The sequence below is a fragment of the Scytonema hankhaensis NUACC26 genome (assembly GCF_045865695.1).
Lineage (GTDB): Bacteria > Cyanobacteriota > Cyanobacteriia > Cyanobacteriales > Nostocaceae > Scytonema.
The window spans coordinates 79,213-98,163 of record NZ_BAACAP010000224.1 but is presented as its reverse complement, the minus strand read 5'-3'; the positions used below and the strand labels follow the sequence as shown (position 1 = coordinate 98,163).

Annotated in this window: 17 protein-coding genes and 3 pseudogenes; 8 read left to right on the top strand and 12 right to left on the bottom strand. The window is 40.9% G+C overall.

The window, feature by feature from the left end:
- Window positions 1-677 (top strand): annotated as a pseudogene (locus tag ACKTT2_RS32345) (hypothetical protein); the annotation flags it as partial.
- 10 nt (window positions 678-687) lie between these two features.
- Here ACKTT2_RS32345 and ACKTT2_RS32340 read toward each other — a convergent pair.
- Window positions 688-903 carry a hypothetical protein gene (locus ACKTT2_RS32340; protein ID WP_407894470.1) on the bottom strand — a complete coding sequence of 72 codons (216 nt, stop codon included), beginning with the start codon at window positions 901-903 and terminating at the stop codon, window positions 688-690.
- Between the two features lie 517 nt (window positions 904-1,420).
- Here ACKTT2_RS32340 and ACKTT2_RS32335 point away from each other — a divergent pair.
- On the top strand, window positions 1,421-3,952 hold the full coding sequence (locus tag ACKTT2_RS32335; RefSeq protein ID WP_407894478.1) for a hypothetical protein: 2,532 nt from the start codon (window positions 1,421-1,423) through the stop codon (window positions 3,950-3,952).
- Between the two features lie 132 nt (window positions 3,953-4,084).
- Here the strand turns inward: ACKTT2_RS32335 and ACKTT2_RS32330 are convergent, their stop codons facing one another.
- From ACKTT2_RS32330 to ACKTT2_RS32310, 5 genes are all read right to left on the bottom strand, one after another.
- Window positions 4,085-4,249 (bottom strand): PIN domain-containing protein, encoded by a 165-nt coding sequence (locus ACKTT2_RS32330; RefSeq protein WP_407894468.1) that lies wholly within the window; start codon window positions 4,247-4,249, stop codon window positions 4,085-4,087.
- 25 nt (window positions 4,250-4,274) lie between these two features.
- Window positions 4,275-4,520 carry a DUF2281 domain-containing protein gene (locus tag ACKTT2_RS32325; RefSeq protein WP_407894466.1) on the bottom strand — a complete coding sequence of 82 codons (246 nt, stop codon included), beginning with the start codon at window positions 4,518-4,520 and terminating at the stop codon, window positions 4,275-4,277.
- A gap of 158 nt (window positions 4,521-4,678) precedes the next feature.
- Window positions 4,679-5,797 (bottom strand): ferrochelatase, encoded by a 1,119-nt coding sequence (locus tag ACKTT2_RS32320; protein WP_407894464.1) that lies wholly within the window; start codon window positions 5,795-5,797, stop codon window positions 4,679-4,681.
- A 335-nt stretch (window positions 5,798-6,132) separates the two neighbouring features.
- A complete protein-coding gene (locus ACKTT2_RS32315) occupies window positions 6,133-6,315 on the bottom strand; it encodes a DUF6887 family protein (RefSeq protein ID WP_407894462.1) in 183 nt (60 codons plus the stop codon).
- On the bottom strand, window positions 6,312-6,482 hold the full coding sequence (locus ACKTT2_RS32310; protein WP_407894460.1) for a Uma2 family endonuclease: 171 nt from the start codon (window positions 6,480-6,482) through the stop codon (window positions 6,312-6,314). The genes ACKTT2_RS32315 and ACKTT2_RS32310 overlap by 4 nt, the downstream gene beginning before the upstream one ends.
- A 504-nt stretch (window positions 6,483-6,986) precedes the next feature.
- On the opposite strand from ACKTT2_RS32310, the gene ACKTT2_RS32305 reads away from it, so the two are divergent.
- On the top strand, window positions 6,987-7,544 hold the full coding sequence (locus ACKTT2_RS32305) for a hypothetical protein (RefSeq protein ID WP_407894458.1): 558 nt from the start codon (window positions 6,987-6,989) through the stop codon (window positions 7,542-7,544).
- Window positions 7,545-7,640: 96 nt separating this feature from the next.
- A complete protein-coding gene (locus tag ACKTT2_RS32300; RefSeq protein WP_407894456.1) occupies window positions 7,641-8,903 on the top strand; it encodes an MFS transporter in 1,263 nt (420 codons plus the stop codon).
- 153 nt (window positions 8,904-9,056) lie between these two features.
- Here the strand turns inward: ACKTT2_RS32300 and ACKTT2_RS32295 are convergent.
- Both ACKTT2_RS32295 and ACKTT2_RS32290 read right to left on the bottom strand, forming a co-directional pair.
- Window positions 9,057-9,458: pseudogene (locus ACKTT2_RS32295) on the bottom strand (WD40 repeat domain-containing protein); the annotation flags it as partial.
- A complete protein-coding gene (locus ACKTT2_RS32290) occupies window positions 9,400-12,180 on the bottom strand; it encodes a WD40 domain-containing protein (RefSeq protein ID WP_407894454.1) in 2,781 nt (926 codons plus the stop codon). The gene ACKTT2_RS32290 and the pseudogene ACKTT2_RS32295, both read right to left, overlap by 59 nt.
- A 350-nt stretch (window positions 12,181-12,530) precedes the next feature.
- On the opposite strand from ACKTT2_RS32290, the gene ACKTT2_RS32285 reads away from it, so the two are divergent.
- The 3 genes from ACKTT2_RS32285 to ACKTT2_RS32275 all read left to right on the top strand — a co-directional run bounded on the left by ACKTT2_RS32285 (window position 12,531) and on the right by ACKTT2_RS32275 (window position 16,796).
- Window positions 12,531-13,337 carry an ABC transporter ATP-binding protein gene (locus tag ACKTT2_RS32285; RefSeq protein ID WP_407894452.1) on the top strand — a complete coding sequence of 269 codons (807 nt, stop codon included), beginning with the start codon at window positions 12,531-12,533 and terminating at the stop codon, window positions 13,335-13,337.
- 236 nt (window positions 13,338-13,573) lie between these two features.
- Window positions 13,574-15,481, top strand: a complete 1,908-nt coding sequence (gene ilvB, locus ACKTT2_RS32280) for a biosynthetic-type acetolactate synthase large subunit (protein ID WP_407894450.1) — start codon at window positions 13,574-13,576, stop codon at window positions 15,479-15,481.
- Window positions 15,482-16,427: 946 nt separating this feature from the next.
- Window positions 16,428-16,796: a hypothetical protein gene (locus tag ACKTT2_RS32275; protein WP_407894448.1), complete on the top strand. Its 369-nt coding sequence runs from the start codon at window positions 16,428-16,430 to the stop codon at window positions 16,794-16,796.
- Here ACKTT2_RS32275 and ACKTT2_RS32270 read toward each other — a convergent pair.
- A pseudogene (locus tag ACKTT2_RS32270) lies at window positions 16,797-16,994 on the bottom strand (transposase); the annotation flags it as partial. It abuts the gene before it with no gap.
- 147 nt (window positions 16,995-17,141) lie between these two features.
- Here ACKTT2_RS32270 and ACKTT2_RS32265 point away from each other — a divergent pair.
- Window positions 17,142-17,402, top strand: coding sequence for a response regulator (locus tag ACKTT2_RS32265; protein WP_407894446.1), 261 nt, complete (start codon window positions 17,142-17,144; stop codon window positions 17,400-17,402).
- A 31-nt stretch (window positions 17,403-17,433) separates the two neighbouring features.
- Here the strand turns inward: ACKTT2_RS32265 and ACKTT2_RS32260 are convergent, their stop codons facing one another.
- From ACKTT2_RS32260 to ACKTT2_RS32250, 3 genes are all read right to left on the bottom strand, one after another.
- Window positions 17,434-17,952 (bottom strand): hypothetical protein, encoded by a 519-nt coding sequence (locus tag ACKTT2_RS32260; RefSeq protein WP_407894444.1) that lies wholly within the window; start codon window positions 17,950-17,952, stop codon window positions 17,434-17,436.
- 167 nt (window positions 17,953-18,119) lie between these two features.
- Window positions 18,120-18,695, bottom strand: coding sequence for a Uma2 family endonuclease (locus ACKTT2_RS32255; RefSeq protein ID WP_407894442.1), 576 nt, complete (start codon window positions 18,693-18,695; stop codon window positions 18,120-18,122).
- Window positions 18,679-18,888: a hypothetical protein gene (locus ACKTT2_RS32250; RefSeq protein WP_407894440.1), complete on the bottom strand. Its 210-nt coding sequence runs from the start codon at window positions 18,886-18,888 to the stop codon at window positions 18,679-18,681. The genes ACKTT2_RS32255 and ACKTT2_RS32250 overlap by 17 nt, the downstream gene beginning before the upstream one ends.
- Window positions 18,889-18,951 lie beyond the last annotated feature (63 nt).

Below are 18,951 nucleotides of genomic sequence, written 5' to 3'. Positions count from 1 at the left end.
GTGGTAATATTAAAATTGATGGCAAAACTGGCTTTGTTATTGCAGTTAAAAATGAGAACAGTAATATTCGTGCTGATTCTGAAAACTTTCGTGGCGGAAATGTCACGATTAATGTAGCTAAAATCTTTGGTTTTCAATCCCCAACAACATCATTCCCGCAAACGAGTAGCATTACTGCAAAAGGAGTAAGTCCCGACTTGGGCGGAAATATACAAATTAATACTCCCAATCCAGACCCTAGTAAAGAATTAGTTCCTTTAACAATAGATATAATAGATGTGGCACGTTTAGTGGACGATAATATCTGCTCTCTGAGTGCTAACAGTAGTTTCACGTATATTGGACGTGGTGGTTTACCTCCCTCTCCTAACGACATACTCAATACTGATGCCATATGGGAAGATTGGCGGCTCACTGCTGTACCAAGGGAAACAGAAGAAAAGGAGGAACTCTGGGTCTCTTCTAGGGATCGAGGAGCAAGGGGGAACTCTGGGTCTCTTCTAGGGATCGGAGGGGAAGAGGGAGAGAATAATTCACGCTCTTCTCAAATTGTGGAAGCGCAAGGGTGGATAATTAATAAGAATGGAGAAGTGTCACTTATAGCTTACGCTCCCACAGCGATACCACACAAAGTAGGGAGTTCCTCATTGAGATGTCAGCCGCAAATTACCAAGTGATTGGTCTGAATTAACGACAAGACTCATCGACTATGGCAACGACAAACAAACACAAGATAAAGATGGCAATGCGGGATAGCCATGGTAATAAAATAGATAGTAGAAGGATTGAAACAGCAGAAACTTCAAAAATGTGAGATATGACGTATGCGATCGCAAAACCAAGTAAAGTCCACAGAAAATATTTCAGACCCTTACAAGCCCACTTAAATAGATTACTCGTCATGATTTTTGCCCTTTTTGAGAATTAAACTTTGCAATAAATGCACCCCCGACTACAGTTGACGAGGGCAATGATTTACAGACGAAAACCTGTTACTAGGTGCAATTCAAAGCGAAAAGCACTGTTGGCAGATACATATTGAATTGTTAGAAAACACTCTCACGCCAAAATTAAAGCTTTATTCTGTGGACTACCAAAACCTGGTACTTGACCACATGATTTTCAGAATTCGTCAAATCCTCGTTATATCCCCGACTTCTTAAAGAAGTCGGGGATATAAAATAGCCAAATATTGTAATTTGACTATACATGTTAATAATAAAGTCATTATCTATAAAAAAATTGTATCAAATTATACAAAAATAATCATTTTTATGATAGAAAGTGTCAAATAAATGAACACTTAAATAATATAACCATGTAGGGTTTTGACTTTATGTATAAAAGAGGACAAAAAATCAATGAAGAAGATTTACAATGTAAATTAGATTTACATTTCTATTGTGTATTAAATAAGGAAATGGGCAGAGAAAGTGTTGGAGACCAAGAAGCACTGCGCGAGATGCTCCACTTCTTCCTAGAGAAAATGGGTGCAACGCAGGTAGAACTGTCAGAAGGGATGGGTGTTAGCCGACCCGTAGTGATCGATTTTCTCAATAAGGAAAAAGAACGGTTACCTGTTGACCGCGAAGGGCTGATCCAACTGTGCAAAAATCTTCGCAGTCGTAGAGCATCCAAAAGAAAATTAAAAAGAGAGAGTGAAAAAAATTCAGAAAAAGACAAAATAGAATCAAATCCTGACGAATTGCGAAAGTTATTAGGAGACACCGGAGCTGATGAACTACTAGAATCTGCTGGTTTTTTACCAGAGAAAACAAAGATTATCCGAGTGACTTCAGATAGATTTTTTCAAATAGCGCAAATAGCTGCATTGCTGGAGTTGTTGGAATTTGAAGATTTACGCTCCACATCTCAAGAATTTGTAGCAATTGCAAGTAATAAGATAGCGATCGCAAGTAACAAGCTTTTTTTGAATTCTGCCAACACTCAGGAGAGTGATTCCCTTGGTTATCTCATTGAGAGCTTGCGAAAATTTTATCCGACCTTGGGTTTAAAACTCAGATTGGAGGTCATTGAAAAACTACAGCGAACTTGGGAAAGACTAAAAGCTGGAGGAAAAACCCATTTTTCTCGACAAGAGGCAATTGCACTTTTCCTAAGTATTACCATTAAAGAGCAAATGCTCAAATATCCAACTGACCTTCATATTAGAGTTGAAAAGTTGGAATTCAAAACTTTATCGCGAACTATAGAGCGCGAAAAGGAATATAACGATCTCTACGATAAATTTGTACAAATTAGCCATCAAGCAGAGTGCGAGTTAAAAACCCCAGGTATATGCTCAACATCGCAACTAGAAGTACAATCCCTCAATTCGCTTAATCCTGTCATTATGGCAATGGTTACTTGTAGTTTTAGTCATGATGGTAAATCTAAGGAATATCTTAAATGGATGTATACCTCTAGTAACACGATAGTAGAGAATGCTATTGGTGCGTGTAGCTTACATTTAGGGTTAACTGAAGAAATAGCTAACGTGACTCTATCAACAAAAACCTTAGATAGCAGTATTGATTCCTTAGTGGAAACAACAGTCGTTTTGGGAAATCAGCAACAGTATCAAGGAATTTGGGTCGATAGAGACTCAATGATTACTATGTTGCAAGCCATTGTTTGTGCTGCAAAACAATGGCTTGTAGAGCGGAGTTGGAATAACGAACTGGATTTAGAAATTTATGATTCAGTCTGTAAAACTCTGTCCGCTCTAAGGACGCAATTAACCCAAGTCAGAATGGCTTTTCAAAATTTTCAATTTCTTGATGAAGAATGTAAAACTGCACAAATTAAGAGAATTGCTGACACAGCTAGAGATGAATTGAAGAAACTTCCTAAAGAAAAAATTTACTTCTCCTATAGAGTCAACTTCTATCGATGCTATTTTCTAGCAAAACGACTAGAGCTAAGACTATCTAATTTTCAAGGTAATATTAGTAATGCAAAACTGCTCATTCAAATAATTCAAGAAGCTCTTGAAGAAGATCTAGAAGTAAAAAAACAGTTAGTTCCCATTCAAGCTCTCATCCAGTCAGAAATTTATTTATATGAACTTTCTTGCGGACACAATCCAGATTTATTTGAATCAAGCAAAAGGCAAAAGTGGCTTGGTTTAGAAGAATGGGACACTCAAATTAGAAAGGCAATTAAACCAGGTTCTTGTTACAAAGATCCGGGATTGGATGTCTATCAAGCCTTATCTGAAATTTATGGAAATGTTGCGCGAATACAGTTCTATCTTTCTAGCGATCGCAAGTCTCTTGAAAAAGCTGGAACATACTTTTTGAAAGCTGCTCATTATGCATCCCGGATTGGTTTAACACAACGAATGGCTAGATGGTTAGCCTTAGCGGGTCGAGTTTGGGTTAGACTTGGAGATAGCCATTTATCAATACAAGCGTTAAGTTTTGCTGAGAAATTTGCAAGAGCCGATCTAACAACTGGTCACAGCCCTAATTTTTGTCAAGCCGTGCTTTCAGAAATTTCTTTGTTGAAAGGGGAATATTATCTCTTAATTAAAGATGAACCAGTTACAGCCTTAGAGAGCTTTTTAGAAGCACTTAAAGGGTCTGTTTATTTGGGATTAAATCGTCGAATTTGCGATGCACTTTTCAATATTGCTCGGTGCTCGAAGAAGCTGAGTAACTTTAGTATTAAAGAAGGGCTTAGCAGGGTTTTCCCAGAAGGTTTCGCGGAATCAAGCAACAGCAAACTCAATCAAATGAGTAACCACACATCCGAAAAAGTTATAGATTTACTTTGTAGCTTGTGGAGTAGAGAAGATAATCCTACCTGGTTCCAAGTACGGGGTGAATTTTCCACACTCGCTGCTCAAACTTGGCAAGGATGGCATGAGACATCTAAACCAGAAGCAACAACAAAACACCCTATTGCCGAGCAAATCGAAAAGAAATCTTGGTTGTGTCAGATTAATTAGGGGTTAGGGATTGGGGATTGGGGATTGAGTATTGGGTATTGGGTATTGGGGATTAGAAATGAGTTACTAGCTGTTCTCCCTTGTCTTCCTTGTCCCCAGTCCCCAGTCCCCAGTCCCTAGCCCCTTTTACACCTACCAAATTGTCTCGATATCTGCTGATTGAATTTTGGTGTCACACGTTACCAACGGTAAACCTAGATAACGAGCAGTTGCGGCAATAATTCTATCTGGCATATCAGGAACTACACTGCGGCTAATTTCGCTCATTGTCAGGGCTATATTAAAGTCTAGTGTCACAATTACAAACCCTGAATCTGTGTTTCTAAGAATACTTTTGAGTCTTTCCAAGGCAACGCCTCCACATCTCACGTCGCACTTGAGCAATATCTTCTGAAGTTATATTAACATCTAAATCAGCCCAAAGTCCTTTAAGAGAACGGCGTGGACGCTCTACTTGATTTTTTTGTGCTAAAAATTCAACAAAATTTAATACCTCTTGCTGTTTTTCTACAGGCAGCGAACGTATTTTTTCTAATACGTTTTGTTCTATATTCAACGGTTGTTGCATATATAGTCCCTTCTACATTCCTACCTGAATTATACCTGTTTCTAAATTGGGAAGGAGTTGAGCGTGAAAAAGCTCAACTTAGAGGTAGATATGTTCCAGAATAATGAGTGAGGAGTGAAAAGTTAAGAGCGCTTATCTTTATTCCTCACTCATTAGTTTTAATGGTGGTGATGGTGATGATGACCTACAGCTAAGTGAGGATTCACCGTCACCGCTTCTTCTGACAGCAACTCAGTAATGTAAGCATTTGCCCATTCTGCTGCCATTTCTAAAAATGTAGGATCGTCGTTAACGCAAGGCATTTGTACGTAATTGAGACCAGAATGCTTTTTCTCTAGAGCATGAATAATATGATGTACATCCAATAGAGTTTCGTGGTTTTCTGTCGCAAAGCCAATAGGCATAAATACGATCGCTTTAGCACCCAATTGAATCAAATTGTTTGCAGCTTGTTCGACGTTTGGCTGAGTCCACTCAATTAAAGGCGTGTCATGGTTAAGCCAACCAACAGAGATGAGGGGGTAACGGTTAATTAACTTATCCCGTACTAAATCGTAGAGTGCTTGACTTTCAACGATCCCAGAGGTAAAACCTTTAGCTTTGTGGGGACAACCGTGATTCATCAGAATAATGCCTATTTGAGAAGGTAGATAGGCATTGATTAAATCAGCATTAATTTTTTCTTCAACAAGATGCGCCATCAAGTCGATGTAAGCTGGCTCGTTGTAAAAAGAAGGGATATAACGCTGTCCTTTAACCCAGTGTTCCTCACCATCTGCCATTTCAGCTAAAGCATTGTTAACTTGCTCGATGGCAATACCACTGGTGAAGATAGAATCAACCACTAGCAGTGGATAGATTAATATTTTGTCAAAACCTTCATTTTTAATTTCTGCCAAGACTTGTTTGGGAAGGAACGGGGCGCAAAAGTTGAAAGCTTTGAAGACTTTTACCCCTTCTCCCCACTTAGCTTGCAGGTTTTTCTCAATACCCGCCCGTTGTTTTTCAAAGATAGAGTTGTGTGGGGAAATGAAATCGTGGTGCTGGTGTCCCCACTCGTGACGGTCAAATAATGCTAAGAGCTTTGCCAAGGGGGGATAAACCCAAGTTGGTACTGGTGCAAATTTTGCTGTCAGTAGGTTTAAAGCCTGTTCGTTATAGTTGGCGAAATCCTCATAACTTTCAACTTCGCCATAACCCATGAGCAATACGGCGACACGTTGTTGACCTGATGCTTCCTGGTATGATTTTTGTAGTTTTTCCGGTGTGGCAACCACAATCAATTCCTCTATACAACTTCAAGAGTGTTCTTTTTTGTACTTGTCAAATTCTATCCTATCCCCCCGTATAGGATAAAAAAGACATCTTTAGTAATACTTATGGTGTTCTACTCGTATATATCTACAGAAGGATGAGTTGCCCATCACTCAACAGGTACTCGTGCTTAATTCAGATCCCGACTACTGAAACCCTTATAAATAGTTAGTACAAATGCTCAACTTGACAGGGCTAGCATTGGTCACCATACGCTCATAGGTAATCTTTACAGCACCAAAGAGAGTAGTGCAATGCACGATAAAAGAGCGCTCTTTTATCGCGACCGTAAGTATTTCTACTGTTGGTGCTGCTGTGGTCTTTGCCCAATTAAGTCGGGCAAGTCTTCAACATTTATTGGCTTGGCAGTTGCTTGAATTCTGTCTGACAATTCGTAAAATGCTTCCTTATCATCTGGATGTTGCAACACGTAGGCTCGTAATTCGGCTCTACTCATCGCTTTGAAATCCGGTTTGTTCATAACTGTCCCAGTCGTTGTTTTTCCAAAATAAACTGAAATAACACGAACGTGATGATGGCTTCGTGGTTACCAGTACCAGGAGGCATTTCTACCAACACTCCCGAATCAAGTTCGTAACGCTTGTCTGTGCCATCATCGTAAAATAAAAATTTTTGTCTAAAACTCACGTAGGTGGGTTTTGCTTGTATAGCCGTGATTTCTAATCACTAGGCTACAAATGCTCATAGTTCCAGTTTACATAGTCAAGTATAGGCAGACTACTACACCTGGGTTTAAGCAACACCTTTTTTATCATGTGTACGATAGAACAAAGGTGTTATTCGCCTTGGATGTACTACCAGACACCCCCTATCCCTCTCTACAATCTCTTGCAAGCAATTAAAAGAGTTAGGGATTACTTTTCTGCCGATGTTAAATGCACCGTTCACATCTGCATGAATTCTCAAACCATCTTTACTAACGTACCACGCACGCTGTACACGTTTTCCAGAGAAAGTATGTTTTACCTTGTTGTTAGGGTCGAATGTTGGGATGATGTCCCAATCAATCAGTGAAGACTTACTGGTGTAGCTGCAAGTTTCCTGTCATTTTTACCCAATAATTGAGATTACATGACTAGATTTTAGTATATTCTCATTAAAGTTTTGTCATACCATTCATATTCATAATTCATGAACATAATCCTTTGTCCTGGCATTCACGAACCAGACTTAACTCAAAGCTTTATATCAGTATGGCGATCGCAATCTACTAATTTAGTAGTAAATATACTTACTTTTCCTACTAATAATTCTTCAACTTTATCACCATTTCATATATTCCAATTTTTACACGAACATTTGAAGAATAAGCTAGAATCACCAGTTGTCTTCATTAGTTTTAGTGCTGGTGTAGTTGGAGCAATACTTGCTGCTCATATGTGGCAAATATTCGGAGGTCGCGTTAAAGCTTTTATTGCTATAGATGGATGGGGCGTTCCTCTGTGGGGTCACTTTCCCATTCATCGTATGAGTCACGATTACTTCACTCACTGGAGTTCTTCCTTACTTGGTAGCGGGCAAACTAACTTTTATGCAGACCCCTCTGTCGATCATTTGGCAATGTGGCGATCGCCTAATATTGTCCGAGGTTATTGGGTAGACTCATACAGTGGAGATCTATCTCCAAAAGAATGCTTGAGTGCATCTGAGTTTTTGCACTTGCTTGTCCTGCATTATCAAGACAATTAGTCCGGAAAACAGATTCGCCAATCGGGAGTGAGGAATGATGGAGTGTCCCAAATTTCTCACTTCCCTATTCCCACAGTTACTATTCCAAGATCCCAGATGTTTCCAACTGAACCCGCTGCTGTCAATACCGGATTTGTCGCCCTGCTAAAAAACCGTAGTTTTATGCTGCTGTGGATGGGACAGATGTTGTCTCAATTAGCGGATAAAGTCTTGTTGGTTTTACTCGTTGCGATGCTCAAGAACTACCAACCCTCTTCTGGATTGCCAGAAAACTCGATGTACTCTACATTAATGGTAGCGTTTACGCTCCCAGCAATTTTGTTTGGTTCAGCGGGTGGTATCTTTGTTGACCGCTTTCCAAAAAAGTTAGTTTTGATTGGCTCGGACGTTGTACGGGGACTCATGATATTGTTGATTCCCTTTTTACCGCGAGAGTTCCTGCTTTTATTGATAATTACCTTTGCTATCTCCACAGTGACTCAGTTTTTTGCCCCCGCCGAACAAGCAGCTATTCCCCTTTTGGTTCACCGTCAAAATTTAATGGCAGCCAATGCACTATTTAGCAGCACAATGATGGGAGCTATGATTGTTGGCTTTGCGATCGGCGAACCGATGTTAAGTTTTGCTAAAACTTTCCTGGGTGCTCAGTATGGTCAAGAACTGGTTGTCTGCGGATTGTATTTGTTATCAGGCGCATTGATGCAGCCAATTCACCTCAAGGATTACAAACCAACAGGCGAAAAAGAAAAGTTTATTCATCCCTGGGCTGACTTTAAGTCAGGCTTGCGCTATCTCAAAACAAACCGCTTGGTATTAAATGCCATGCTGCAACTAGTTGGTTTGTATTGCGTGTTTGCAGCTTTAACAGTTCTCGCAATTCGATTAGCCGCAGATTTTGGATTGCAAGAAAAACAATTTGGCTTTTTCTTAGCAGCAGCAGGAGTAGGGATTGTATTGGGTGCAGCCATTCTGGGACACTGGTGTAATAAACTGCACGGTAAGCCCTTACCTCTCATGGGATTTTTGATGATGGCGCTGGTATTGGGAATGTTAACTTTTACCAAGAGTTTGGTTTTGGCTTTGGGGCTTTGTGCTGTGTTGGGTATAGGTGCTGCTCTTATTGGAGTGCCAATGCAAACTCTGATTCAGCAACACACTCCAAGCGCAATGCACGGTAAGGTCTTTGGCTTCCAAAATCATGCTGTCAACATTGCTCTTTCAGCACCGTTGGCAATTACAGGTCCGATAGTAGATCGTTTGGGCTTGCAAGTGACGCTTCTGGGGATGAGTGTCTTGGTTGCTGCTGTCGGAATTTGGACTTGGCAAAATACTCGTCGCGTTTTGCAAGATGTTCTGTGAATTGTTCAAATTCTGCTTGAGCAACTTCAAAAGGCACTGAATATGCCACTGGTACGGTAAAGCGCTACTGTTCTTGAAGAAAATATCGAAACAAATCATCAAGTTTACTATCTGGTCATCACCTGCACTAGCAAGCATGGCATCATTAGGACTGAAGGCAATTGTCCACACAGCACCAGTATGCTTTTGTAGCGTCCGCAAGCATTCCCCTGTATTCAAGTCCCAAAGCTTCACAGTTTTGTCAGCACTGCTGCTAGCAAATACACAGCCATCAGGAGTAAAAGCGAATGACAAAATGCTACCAGTATGACCTTGTAACGTTTGGAAACATTCTCCTGTATGGACATTCCACAATTTAATTGTGGTATCCTGACTGCAGCTGGCTAAAATATGGTCTGTGGGATGAAACGCTACAGATAATACCAGATCGATATGACCTCTCAAGGTACTAAGACACAAACCTTTTTGGTTCCAAAGCTTAATAGTTCGATCCCAACTACCACTGGCAAGAAGCCGACTGGAATGCGGACTGAAAGCAACACGTCCATACGGTATTCGTATGCTCTTTCAAAACGTGAGTAGGTTGCCCAGTGTCAATATCCCATAAAATGACAGTTCCATTGTCGCAGCTACTGGCAAGCACGTTTCCATCCGGACTGAAAGCAACAGAGCGAACAGAGTTGGTGTATCCTTGGAGTGTGTTAAAGCAACGTCCTGTATCACACTCCCAAAACTTGACTGTTTCGTCATAACCACCACTCAGCAGCGTAGAACTGTCTGGACTGAAAACTACTGAACGCACGCTAGCTATGTGACCTTTGAGCGTGTTGACACAATGACCCGTTTGTGCATCCCAAAGTTTTATCGTCTGGTCATCACTGCTGCTAGCCAAGAATCGACCATCGTGGCTGTAAGAAATAGAACGGATGATAGCTCTATGTCCCTGCAAGGTATGAAGACAATCACCCGTGTCAGCATCCCAGAGTTTTATTGTTTTATCACCGCTACCACTTGCTAGAATTCGTCCATCGATACTAAAAGCAATAACACGCAACGCGCCAGTGTGGTCTTCAAGCGTTCTCACGCACTGAAGAGTCTGTATATTCCAAAACTTTATGGTTCGGTCATAGGTACCACTGACCAGCGTAGTGCCATCCGGACTAAAAGTAACAGTAAACACAGGACTATTATGACCTGTTAAAGTATTCAAGCACTTTCCTGTATCCACGCTCCATAATTTGATAGTACGGTCTTCGCTAGCACTTGCAAGTATTGCACCACAGGGGCTAAAAGCTACCGAGTAGACAGTTTTAGTATGCTCTTTTAGGGTGTGTAGACACTGACCGTTGCGGATATTCCAAAGCTTTACGCTTGGATCGTTGCTACCGCTTGCTAGAAGCAGCCCGTCAGGACTGAAGGTAATAGACCATACCCAATTAGTGTGACCGCGTAGTGTGAGTATTGGTTGATTGTCTATTATCTGCCACAAGCGGATTTCATTGAGTGTGTCTGCAGTGGCGAAGCATTCTCCAGTAGGACTCAGTGCCAGGGATAAGATTTTTCCAAAAACGTTTGTGAAAACAGTTTGTACAAATTTAGAATAAGCAAAGCTGACTTTATGTAAAGTCATTCCTTGCAGATAAGCTTGTCGAATTTCGAGATAGGAGAAGTCGTATTTCTCTAAACTAGATTGTCCAAAGCAAAGCAGGTTAAGGGAATTTCCTGCTATGTAACCGGATTTGCTGGGGGACTTTTCGCGTATCGTGGAGAGAATTTGAGTCAGTTGTGCTTCAAGCGTAGTATTCTCTAAACTTTCAATGAGTGTTTGATGCAGGGGATGAAGGATGAGAACTTCTTGACTTTTGCGTACATAATCTTTGGCTGAAGCTTTGATAATCGCGTGAGTGTTAAACAAGGAAACATTGCCCGTGGAAATCTCTTGAGTGATTTGTTCAATCAACCGGTCAGTCATGTACTCAATGAGAACTGGCTGTAAAGTAAAGGCAGAGGCATGTTCGTTTTTTTCAACTGGTAATCTACGTTGTAGGGATTGCAGCGTTGATGGAAGACATTTTTGCCGAGAAGAAGTCAGGATATCATGACGTAAATCAGCAATTGATACAGCTCCCCGGTTAATTGCAAACCAGTAAGTGATTTCCCTTTCTTGCTCTGAGAGTCGTTGAAAATGCCAATCCAGTAAATCGTGCAAATCTTCAAAGACTTGTTTACCCTCCCGTAAAAAATCAGAGATGTTGCCGAAGAAAACTTCTTGGATATGTCGCGCCGCCAGTTCCAGGACTAGAGGATTCCCATTATAAAAAGCAATCAATTCCTGCCATTCTTCATCAGAACCCTTAAAAGTGCCAATTTCGGCAAAAATTTTGCGTCCTTGTGCATAATTTAGACCCCCCAGTTCCAGAACCTGCACGGGATAGGGACTACGATCCAGTTCTTTTGGCTTCTCGCGGCTCGTCAACAATAAGCAACTTTGATGGGGAACTTGTGCGATCGCTTTGAGGAGTTGACCATACTCTTCATAACCTTGGCGATATTGTCCTGTGCAATCGCCACCTTGCAAAACAGTTTCTATATTGTCGAGCATCAGGAGACAGCGTTGAGATTGCAGATACTGCAACACTAGTCTCAGTTGCTCGTCCACAGTATCAGGTAAACGAGTTTGTTGGTTAGATAAAAACTTAATCCAGTCAGTAAGGATAGTCGTCAAGGGTGGAGCGTTAAGTAAGGAGCGCCAGATAATATAAGTAAACTCATGCTGAATGCTGCGAGCTAACTTTAGGGATAAGTCCGTCTTACCAATACCCCCTTTACCCAAGCGAATGGACAGTTTAGTTTTACCGATACCACCAAAACCAATAATACCAACGAGTTGACATCGGTCTTTGAGAATCCATTGCTCTAGAAGTTGCAGTTCTTCTTCACGTCCAAAGAACACCGAGACATCCGGTGCTGTTCCCCAGTCTTGGTTATCTCGTGATTGCTGCGGTTCCGAGCTTTTTTCTATTCCCAGCCGTTCCAAAGCTGCTTTAAAGTTTTTTTTACTGACTTTTTCTCCGAGCGCCTCTGATAGGGATTTCCATAAATCAGAACCTGCATCTTTAAGAGTTTTCTCAGACCATGAAAACTTCTCTGCCATCTGCTCATAGGTTTGTCCTTCCCAAGAGGCTGATAGTATTAATTTTTCCCGATCGCTCAAATGCTTCCCTGTACAAGTAAATATGGCAGCGTCTGCAACAGCCAGCGCTTCCTCAATCTTCATGATTTTAAGTGGTCATAGAAAATTAACATCAGTATTTTAGAGGAAAGTCAGTAGATATCCGACTTTTTCCGACTTTCTTCCAATTCTGTCCGACTTTTTCGCACTGACATTACTTAGCAGATTTGAGAGTATAGCTTTGCCAGCAAAGATTCAGATTGATTTTGATAGCGAAAACAGGTTGTTTAATGTCCGCTTAGTTTTTACTATAAGCAGGTAGTTTGTGGTATTGACTTACTTGTTTTGCTGACTTTCAATAACAATTTTCGCTAAGAAAAAAGCGTAATTACTTAAGCGTAATTAAGGTAAAGAATGGTTGATTGCAGTGACATAGTTTTTAGTAGTTATTCACAATGAATTCTCTAGAAACCCAAAGACTGAGCTTTGCCTACGATGGTAAACCAGTCCTAACTCATCTCGACTTGGTAATTCCTTCAGGTAAAATTACCGCTCTGGTCGGTCCCAATGGCTGTGGCAAGTCTACCTTACTGCGCTGTCTGGCGCGGCTGTTAAAACCACAGGTAGGTACTATTTACCTCAATAGTACTGATATCTTCCGACTTCCCACAAAAGCGGTAGCTCAGCAGTTGGGAATTCTGCCCCAAGGATCAGTCGCCCCAGAAGGATTGACTGTGCAAGACTTGGTCGCGCAAGGTCGTTATCCATATCATCATTGGTGGCAATCGTGGACTCTTGACGATGAGTCTGAAGTACAAAAGGCACTGAATATTACTAACCTTGTGGGGTTAGCTGAGCGTCCCGTCGATACCCTCTCAGGTGGTCAACGCCAGCGAGCTTGGATTGCCATGACTTTGGCACAAAACACGCAAATTCTGCTTTTGGATGAGCCGACAACATTCTTGGATCTGGCTCACCAGGTAGAGGTGTTAGATCTGCTATGGGATTTGAATCAGCTTGAAGGACGTACAATAGTCATAGTATTACATGACCTAAACCAAGCTTGTCGCTATGCTCACAACTTAGTAGCCTTACGCGACGGACAGATCGTTGCTCAAGGCAGCCCACAAGAGGTGATAACAGAGGAAATGGTACAACAGGTTTTTGGGCTAGCGTGTCGTATTGTGCCAGATCCGGTAGTCGGGACGCCTTTATGCGTGCCGTTGGGTCGTCATTTTCACTCTGGGCAATCTGGTAGTTAGCTCTAAAAACTTTGTGGGAATGAGTCTCTTAGTTGCTGCTGTGGGAATTTGGACTTGGCAAAATACTCGTCGCGTTTTACAAGATGCTCTTTAAATTTTTGGAAATGTAGAGAATTCTTGACTATTAGATGAATAAATTTAGGAAATATGCGATCGCACTCCTCAAATTTTCAGATAAAATGAAACTTTAAATACTACAATCAAGCAATATCTTCGCTATCCTGTGAGGTTTGGCTGTGCGTTCACCAAGTGTCTCCCAAGTAGATTCGCTTTCCCCAATTTCTCTTCCGCAAATAGAAAATCAAATTAACTCAACGGTTTCGACATTACCAGTCGCGACACCCAAACGTGTATCTGGTGGTTATGCGCTACTTGACAGCCTCAAGCGTCATGGCGTGGAATATATTTTTGGTTATCCTGGTGGTGCTATTCTCCCGATTTACGATGATTTGTATAAAGCAGAAGTTGAAGGTCGCGGGATCGAGCACATTCTGGTGAGACACGAACAAGGAGCTGCACACGCAGCTGATGGTTATGCTCGTGCAACAGGTAAAGTCGGAGTCTGCTTTGGAACTTCTGGTCCTGGGGCAACCAATTTAGTTACCGGCATTGCTACCGCCTACATGGACTCCATCCCCATGATTATTGTAACGGGACAGGTATCACGTCCAACGATCGGTACAGATGCATTCCAAGAAACAGATATTTACGGAATTACCCTCCCCATTGTCAAACATTCCTACGTCGTGCGCGATCCCCGCGATATGGCACGCATTGTTGCGGAAGCGTTCCACATAGCAAGTACTGGTCGTCCCGGACCCGTGTTAATTGATGTTCCCAAAGATGTTGCCCTTGAGGAATTTGACTATATATCTGTAGAACCAGGTTCCGTAAAATTACCAGGATACCGTCCTACAGTTAAAGGAAATCCTCGCCAAATTAGTGCCGCAATTCAGTTAATGCGTGAAAGTCGGCGTCCCTTGCTGTACGTAGGTGGCGGTGCGATTATCTCAGGAGCATATCAAGAAGTTAAACGCCTAGCAGAGTTATTTAACATCCCTGTCACTACAACATTAATGGGGCTAGGTGCTTTTGACGAACACCATCCCCTGTCTTTGGGAATGTTGGGAATGCACGGTACTGCTTATGCCAACTTTGCTGTCAGTGATTGTGACTTGCTAATTTGTGTGGGTGCAAGATTTGACGATCGCGTAACTGGAAAGTTAGACGAATTTGCGTCTCGCGCAAAAGTTATCCACATTGACATCGATCCAGCAGAAGTTGGTAAGAATCGAGTTCCTGAAGTCCCCATAGTTGGTGACGTCAAAACAGTCTTGCAAGATTTACTGCGTCGGTGCAAAGAAAATACACATAACCAAACACAAGAGTGGCTGACTCTCATTAACCGTTGGAAAGAAGAGTACCCTCTAGAAATACCCCATTATGCCGATAGCATTTCACCACAAGAAATCATAGCAGAAGTAGGTCGCCAAGCACCCGATGCTATCTTCACCACAGATGTAGGTCAACATCAAATGTGGGCAGCTCAATTCCTCAAAGCAGGACCGCGACGTTGGATTTCCAGTGCTGGTTTGGGAACAATGGGTTTTGGTGTACCTGCAGCGATGGGTGCTAAAGTTGCTTATCCAGATCGTCAAGTCGTCTGTATCAGTGGAGATGCCAGTTTCCAGATGAACTTGCAAGAATTGGGTACGCTGGCACAGTATGGCATAAATGTCAAGACATTAATTATCAATAACGGTTGGCAGGGAATGGTGCGCCAGTGGCAACAAGCTTTCTACGGAGAACGTTACTCATGCTCCAATATGGAAGTTGGTATGCCAGATATCGAGTTCTTGGCAAAAGCATACGGCATTAAAGGTATGGTTATTCAAAACCGCGATGAGATGAAAGATGCTATTGCCGAAATGCTCGCACACGATGGTCCAGTTGTCGTTAACGCTTATGTGACTAGAGACGAAAACTGTTACCCAATGGTAGCTCCAGGTAAGAGTAACGCTCAGATGGTAGGCTTGCGACGCCAACCGCAAAAAGCATCACTTGAGCCAATTTATTGCAGCAACTGTGGTGCAAAGAACCAGCCCAGTAATAATTTCTGCCCTGAGTGCGGTATAAAGTTATAACATCCTCACTCCTATATAGTTTAGTTAGAACTTACACAATGCCTCCCTTTTTCAGGGAGGTTTTTGTTTGGTTTTAGAATTGGAAAATTGCTGTAATTTCTGGTGTGATTGTGGGAATACTAAATTACAGCAACAACAAGTAAGCCTGTAAGAGGATCTTTTTAAAGTCTACTCTTGTATCAAGATCCCCCCTAACCCCCCTTAAAAAGGGGGGAAAATACTCTTAAAGTCCCCCCTTTCTAAGGGGGATTTAGGGGTATCTAAAGCTTTTTTCTAAGGGGTATCTAAAGCTTTGGATACCTTCGCCACTACTTTTAAAACATCCTCTAAACCTGGTTTCAAATGCTTATTGAAGCAATGTAGGGTGGACAATGCATCGTATGAAGCTTTTGTGCGGTAAACCCTACTTAGATAAAAAACCGTGAGGATTCAATCGTGAGAAAACTTAAAGAAGCGCTTATTTAACAAAAGGAAAAAGGTGGCAAATAGCTGTATGTACTAGTTTAGTTTTCCTAGCTATGTTGTTTTATTCTTTTATTTTAGGTATATTTTCTATTTTTATAGAAAATATTATAACTTCTATAATAGTATCTTGTTTTTTAGACATTATTTTAGCAATAATTCCTATTTTGCTATTTTTATTTTATTGGCAAGCAAGGCAAGTAGATTGACACTCACCGCTATGAAGTCATTGTATTATTGTAGACAATCCTACAATTAGAATATTAATAATAGTATAATTATGTATAAATATTTACATAAATTACGGATATCTATAGTAGATGATGTCGATAGCTGTATATGAATGACTATTATTTTTGAAATATATGGTATCAAAACGATAACAGCTACGTCAGCTGTAGAAGGTTTAAAAATGAATTAATACTAGAAATAGCAAAATTTGTTAAAATTCAGGAGTAAAATCAACAAAATTACCAACAATTAAATGATTCAAAATACTATACAGGGCGAAGGCGATAATATGTACTTGCAGCTGATGGCGCTCAGCCAGAAAGCGTTAGACAATGGATATTACGAAACTGCGTACCACATATTATGCGCTGCTATGCATTATGCATATGCTCAAAATAATGAAAAACATTTAGAAGCTGTAGCAAAAGCAGCGAAAAAGCAACTAGATTGGATTGATGCTCGCGATCCAACACATCGTATGTCAAGTCAGTCCTCAGTTAAGCGGAGTGGTATAAACTTGTACCAATCTCTCATGACACAGGTTAATGCAGATTTGCAGATTATACGCCAGCAACGGCGAAAAGAAAACTTTAAACATTTACCCTGGTTGGGCGATAAGTAGCTAAGCAAAATTAATTACATAATTTTCACCAAATTCTTTGAGGATTTTTTTCCGAGATTTAACAAAAGTTGACCAGCTAGAATAGGCATCTATTTCAATCCACTGATATTTAATATACCGCCATAGTATCTCAATCAAATTTAATTCTGGTGAATAAGATGGCAATTCAAAAATGGTAATTCCTCGTTCTCGCCATTGTCAACAAAAGATTTCTGACTCTTCAAGAAGTCGGGAATCTAAGTCTTTTTGAAGTATCAATACTTAACCCAGCATCCGATGTTACCGTTCCACCCTGGAAATTGACTATGATTGGGCGGGACGAATTCAGTGAGAATTTGAATTGTTTTGTTGTTAGATCGATCCACTCCCGACGTGTTACTGAGTGATATCGGCATGGTTGAGATGGACGGTTATATGCTGATACAGCAAATTCGCTCCCGCCCACCCCATCAAGGGGGAACGATTCGGGCGATCGCTATAACTGCTTATGCTATGGATTGCGATCGGCAAAAAGCACTTCAGGCAGGGTTCCAAGCTCACATCACAAAACCCGTGGAACCAGAGATGTTGGTCAAGACAATTATCAATCTCCTAAATCGGAACTGACTTGATACCATAATTGTGTTTTACACGCGGTTTAGTAAGATATCCCTCGATATTTCCTAGTTGATTTTTTAGGAGATGGTTTGTGTTCGGTAGATGGCTGGGACAAAGGGAGACTGTCACACTCACCTTGCTCGTTTACTAGGTTGGAATTAGCAGATTTTTCCTCATCGTTTGAAAATAAGTTTTGGGATGAGTTGTGGGAACGAACAGAAGTTGTCGGCTTTTTCTGTGTTTGAACTGTGGTCTCCGTATCAGCGACTGGAAATGAAAGACTAGCAGGCTCATACAACTTATAATTTATAATTTCAGTTTCGCCTGCTAACTTCTGTTCTTTCTCCTCAACCCAAACCGTTAGATATGACCGATTTTCTACAATCAAACAGAAGAGATTAGCATCAAGAAATTCTTGACAAACCTTGAGAGCTTTTTGTCGATACTGTGTAGACAAATCTATAAATCTAGTTAAAATTTTATTCTTAAAAATAATTTGTGATGCTCCCTTGTAGGAAACACCCTGAATTTCTAAATCTTCTAGTCTAAGAAAGAGCACTTTTACTTGTAAGTAATAAAACTAGTATTAAATGAGTATAACAGTTCCCTAGTTGTTTATACTCTCTTCATACAAGGTTTATATTTCACGCTCGCTTTGAATCACATTATTACCCCCCCTTAATTCCCCCGATGTATTGGGGGGAATTAAGAGAAATAATATTCTTGTTACTTTTTGCGCTTTAGAATTTGCTCTGCTGTTAATTGTAACACTTCAAAACGAGACTGAATTCGTATCTCTCCAGTATATATAGCTTCCTCATAAAAACCAGCTATGAGAGTAAAAACTGTTATCTTGCTGGTTGCTGGATCGATCGCCCAATACTCAGGTACACCTCTAGTCGCATACTCAGAGCGTTTGAAGCGGTAATCTCGTTCTTGATTCGTTTTACCAGGTGATACAACTGCGATAATTAAATCTGGTGGAGGCATATCGCGAGTAATAATTCCGCGATTATCGCTCAAGATGTCCACCAACTCTTGTGATAACACCATTAGATCGGGTAACCTTGTTTGAGCCATTGCTCCGGTTACCTCAATTTCCGTATCTTTATGGCAAAGTCGCTCCTCATTAAAAACCTCTAAAAGTTTTACCAGTAAAAACAATGCAATTTTGGAGTTACCTCTATCTTCTGGTGGTATTGCTACAACTTCTCCAGCCACCAGTTCATATCGTGCATCTGTACCATCATCATACTGTAGATACTCTTTAAAAGTCAGCCGTTTTTTAGTAACTATTGTCATGGCGATCGCGCCTTCCTGACGTTCTCATCTGAAAACCCATTCTAGTAAAAATCGATATAAATAAGTCGTTTTCAACAGACTGCACGGATTTACCCAGTTTAGGGACTTCCAAAGAAAAAAATAACCAACTTGCTTTTGTGGGACGGGCTTCTAGCCCGTCATTAATAAAGAACGGGCTAGAAGCCCGTCCCACAAGATGGGTAATTTATTTTTTGGACATCCTTTATATTTTATGGTCACTGGTCATTGGTCACTG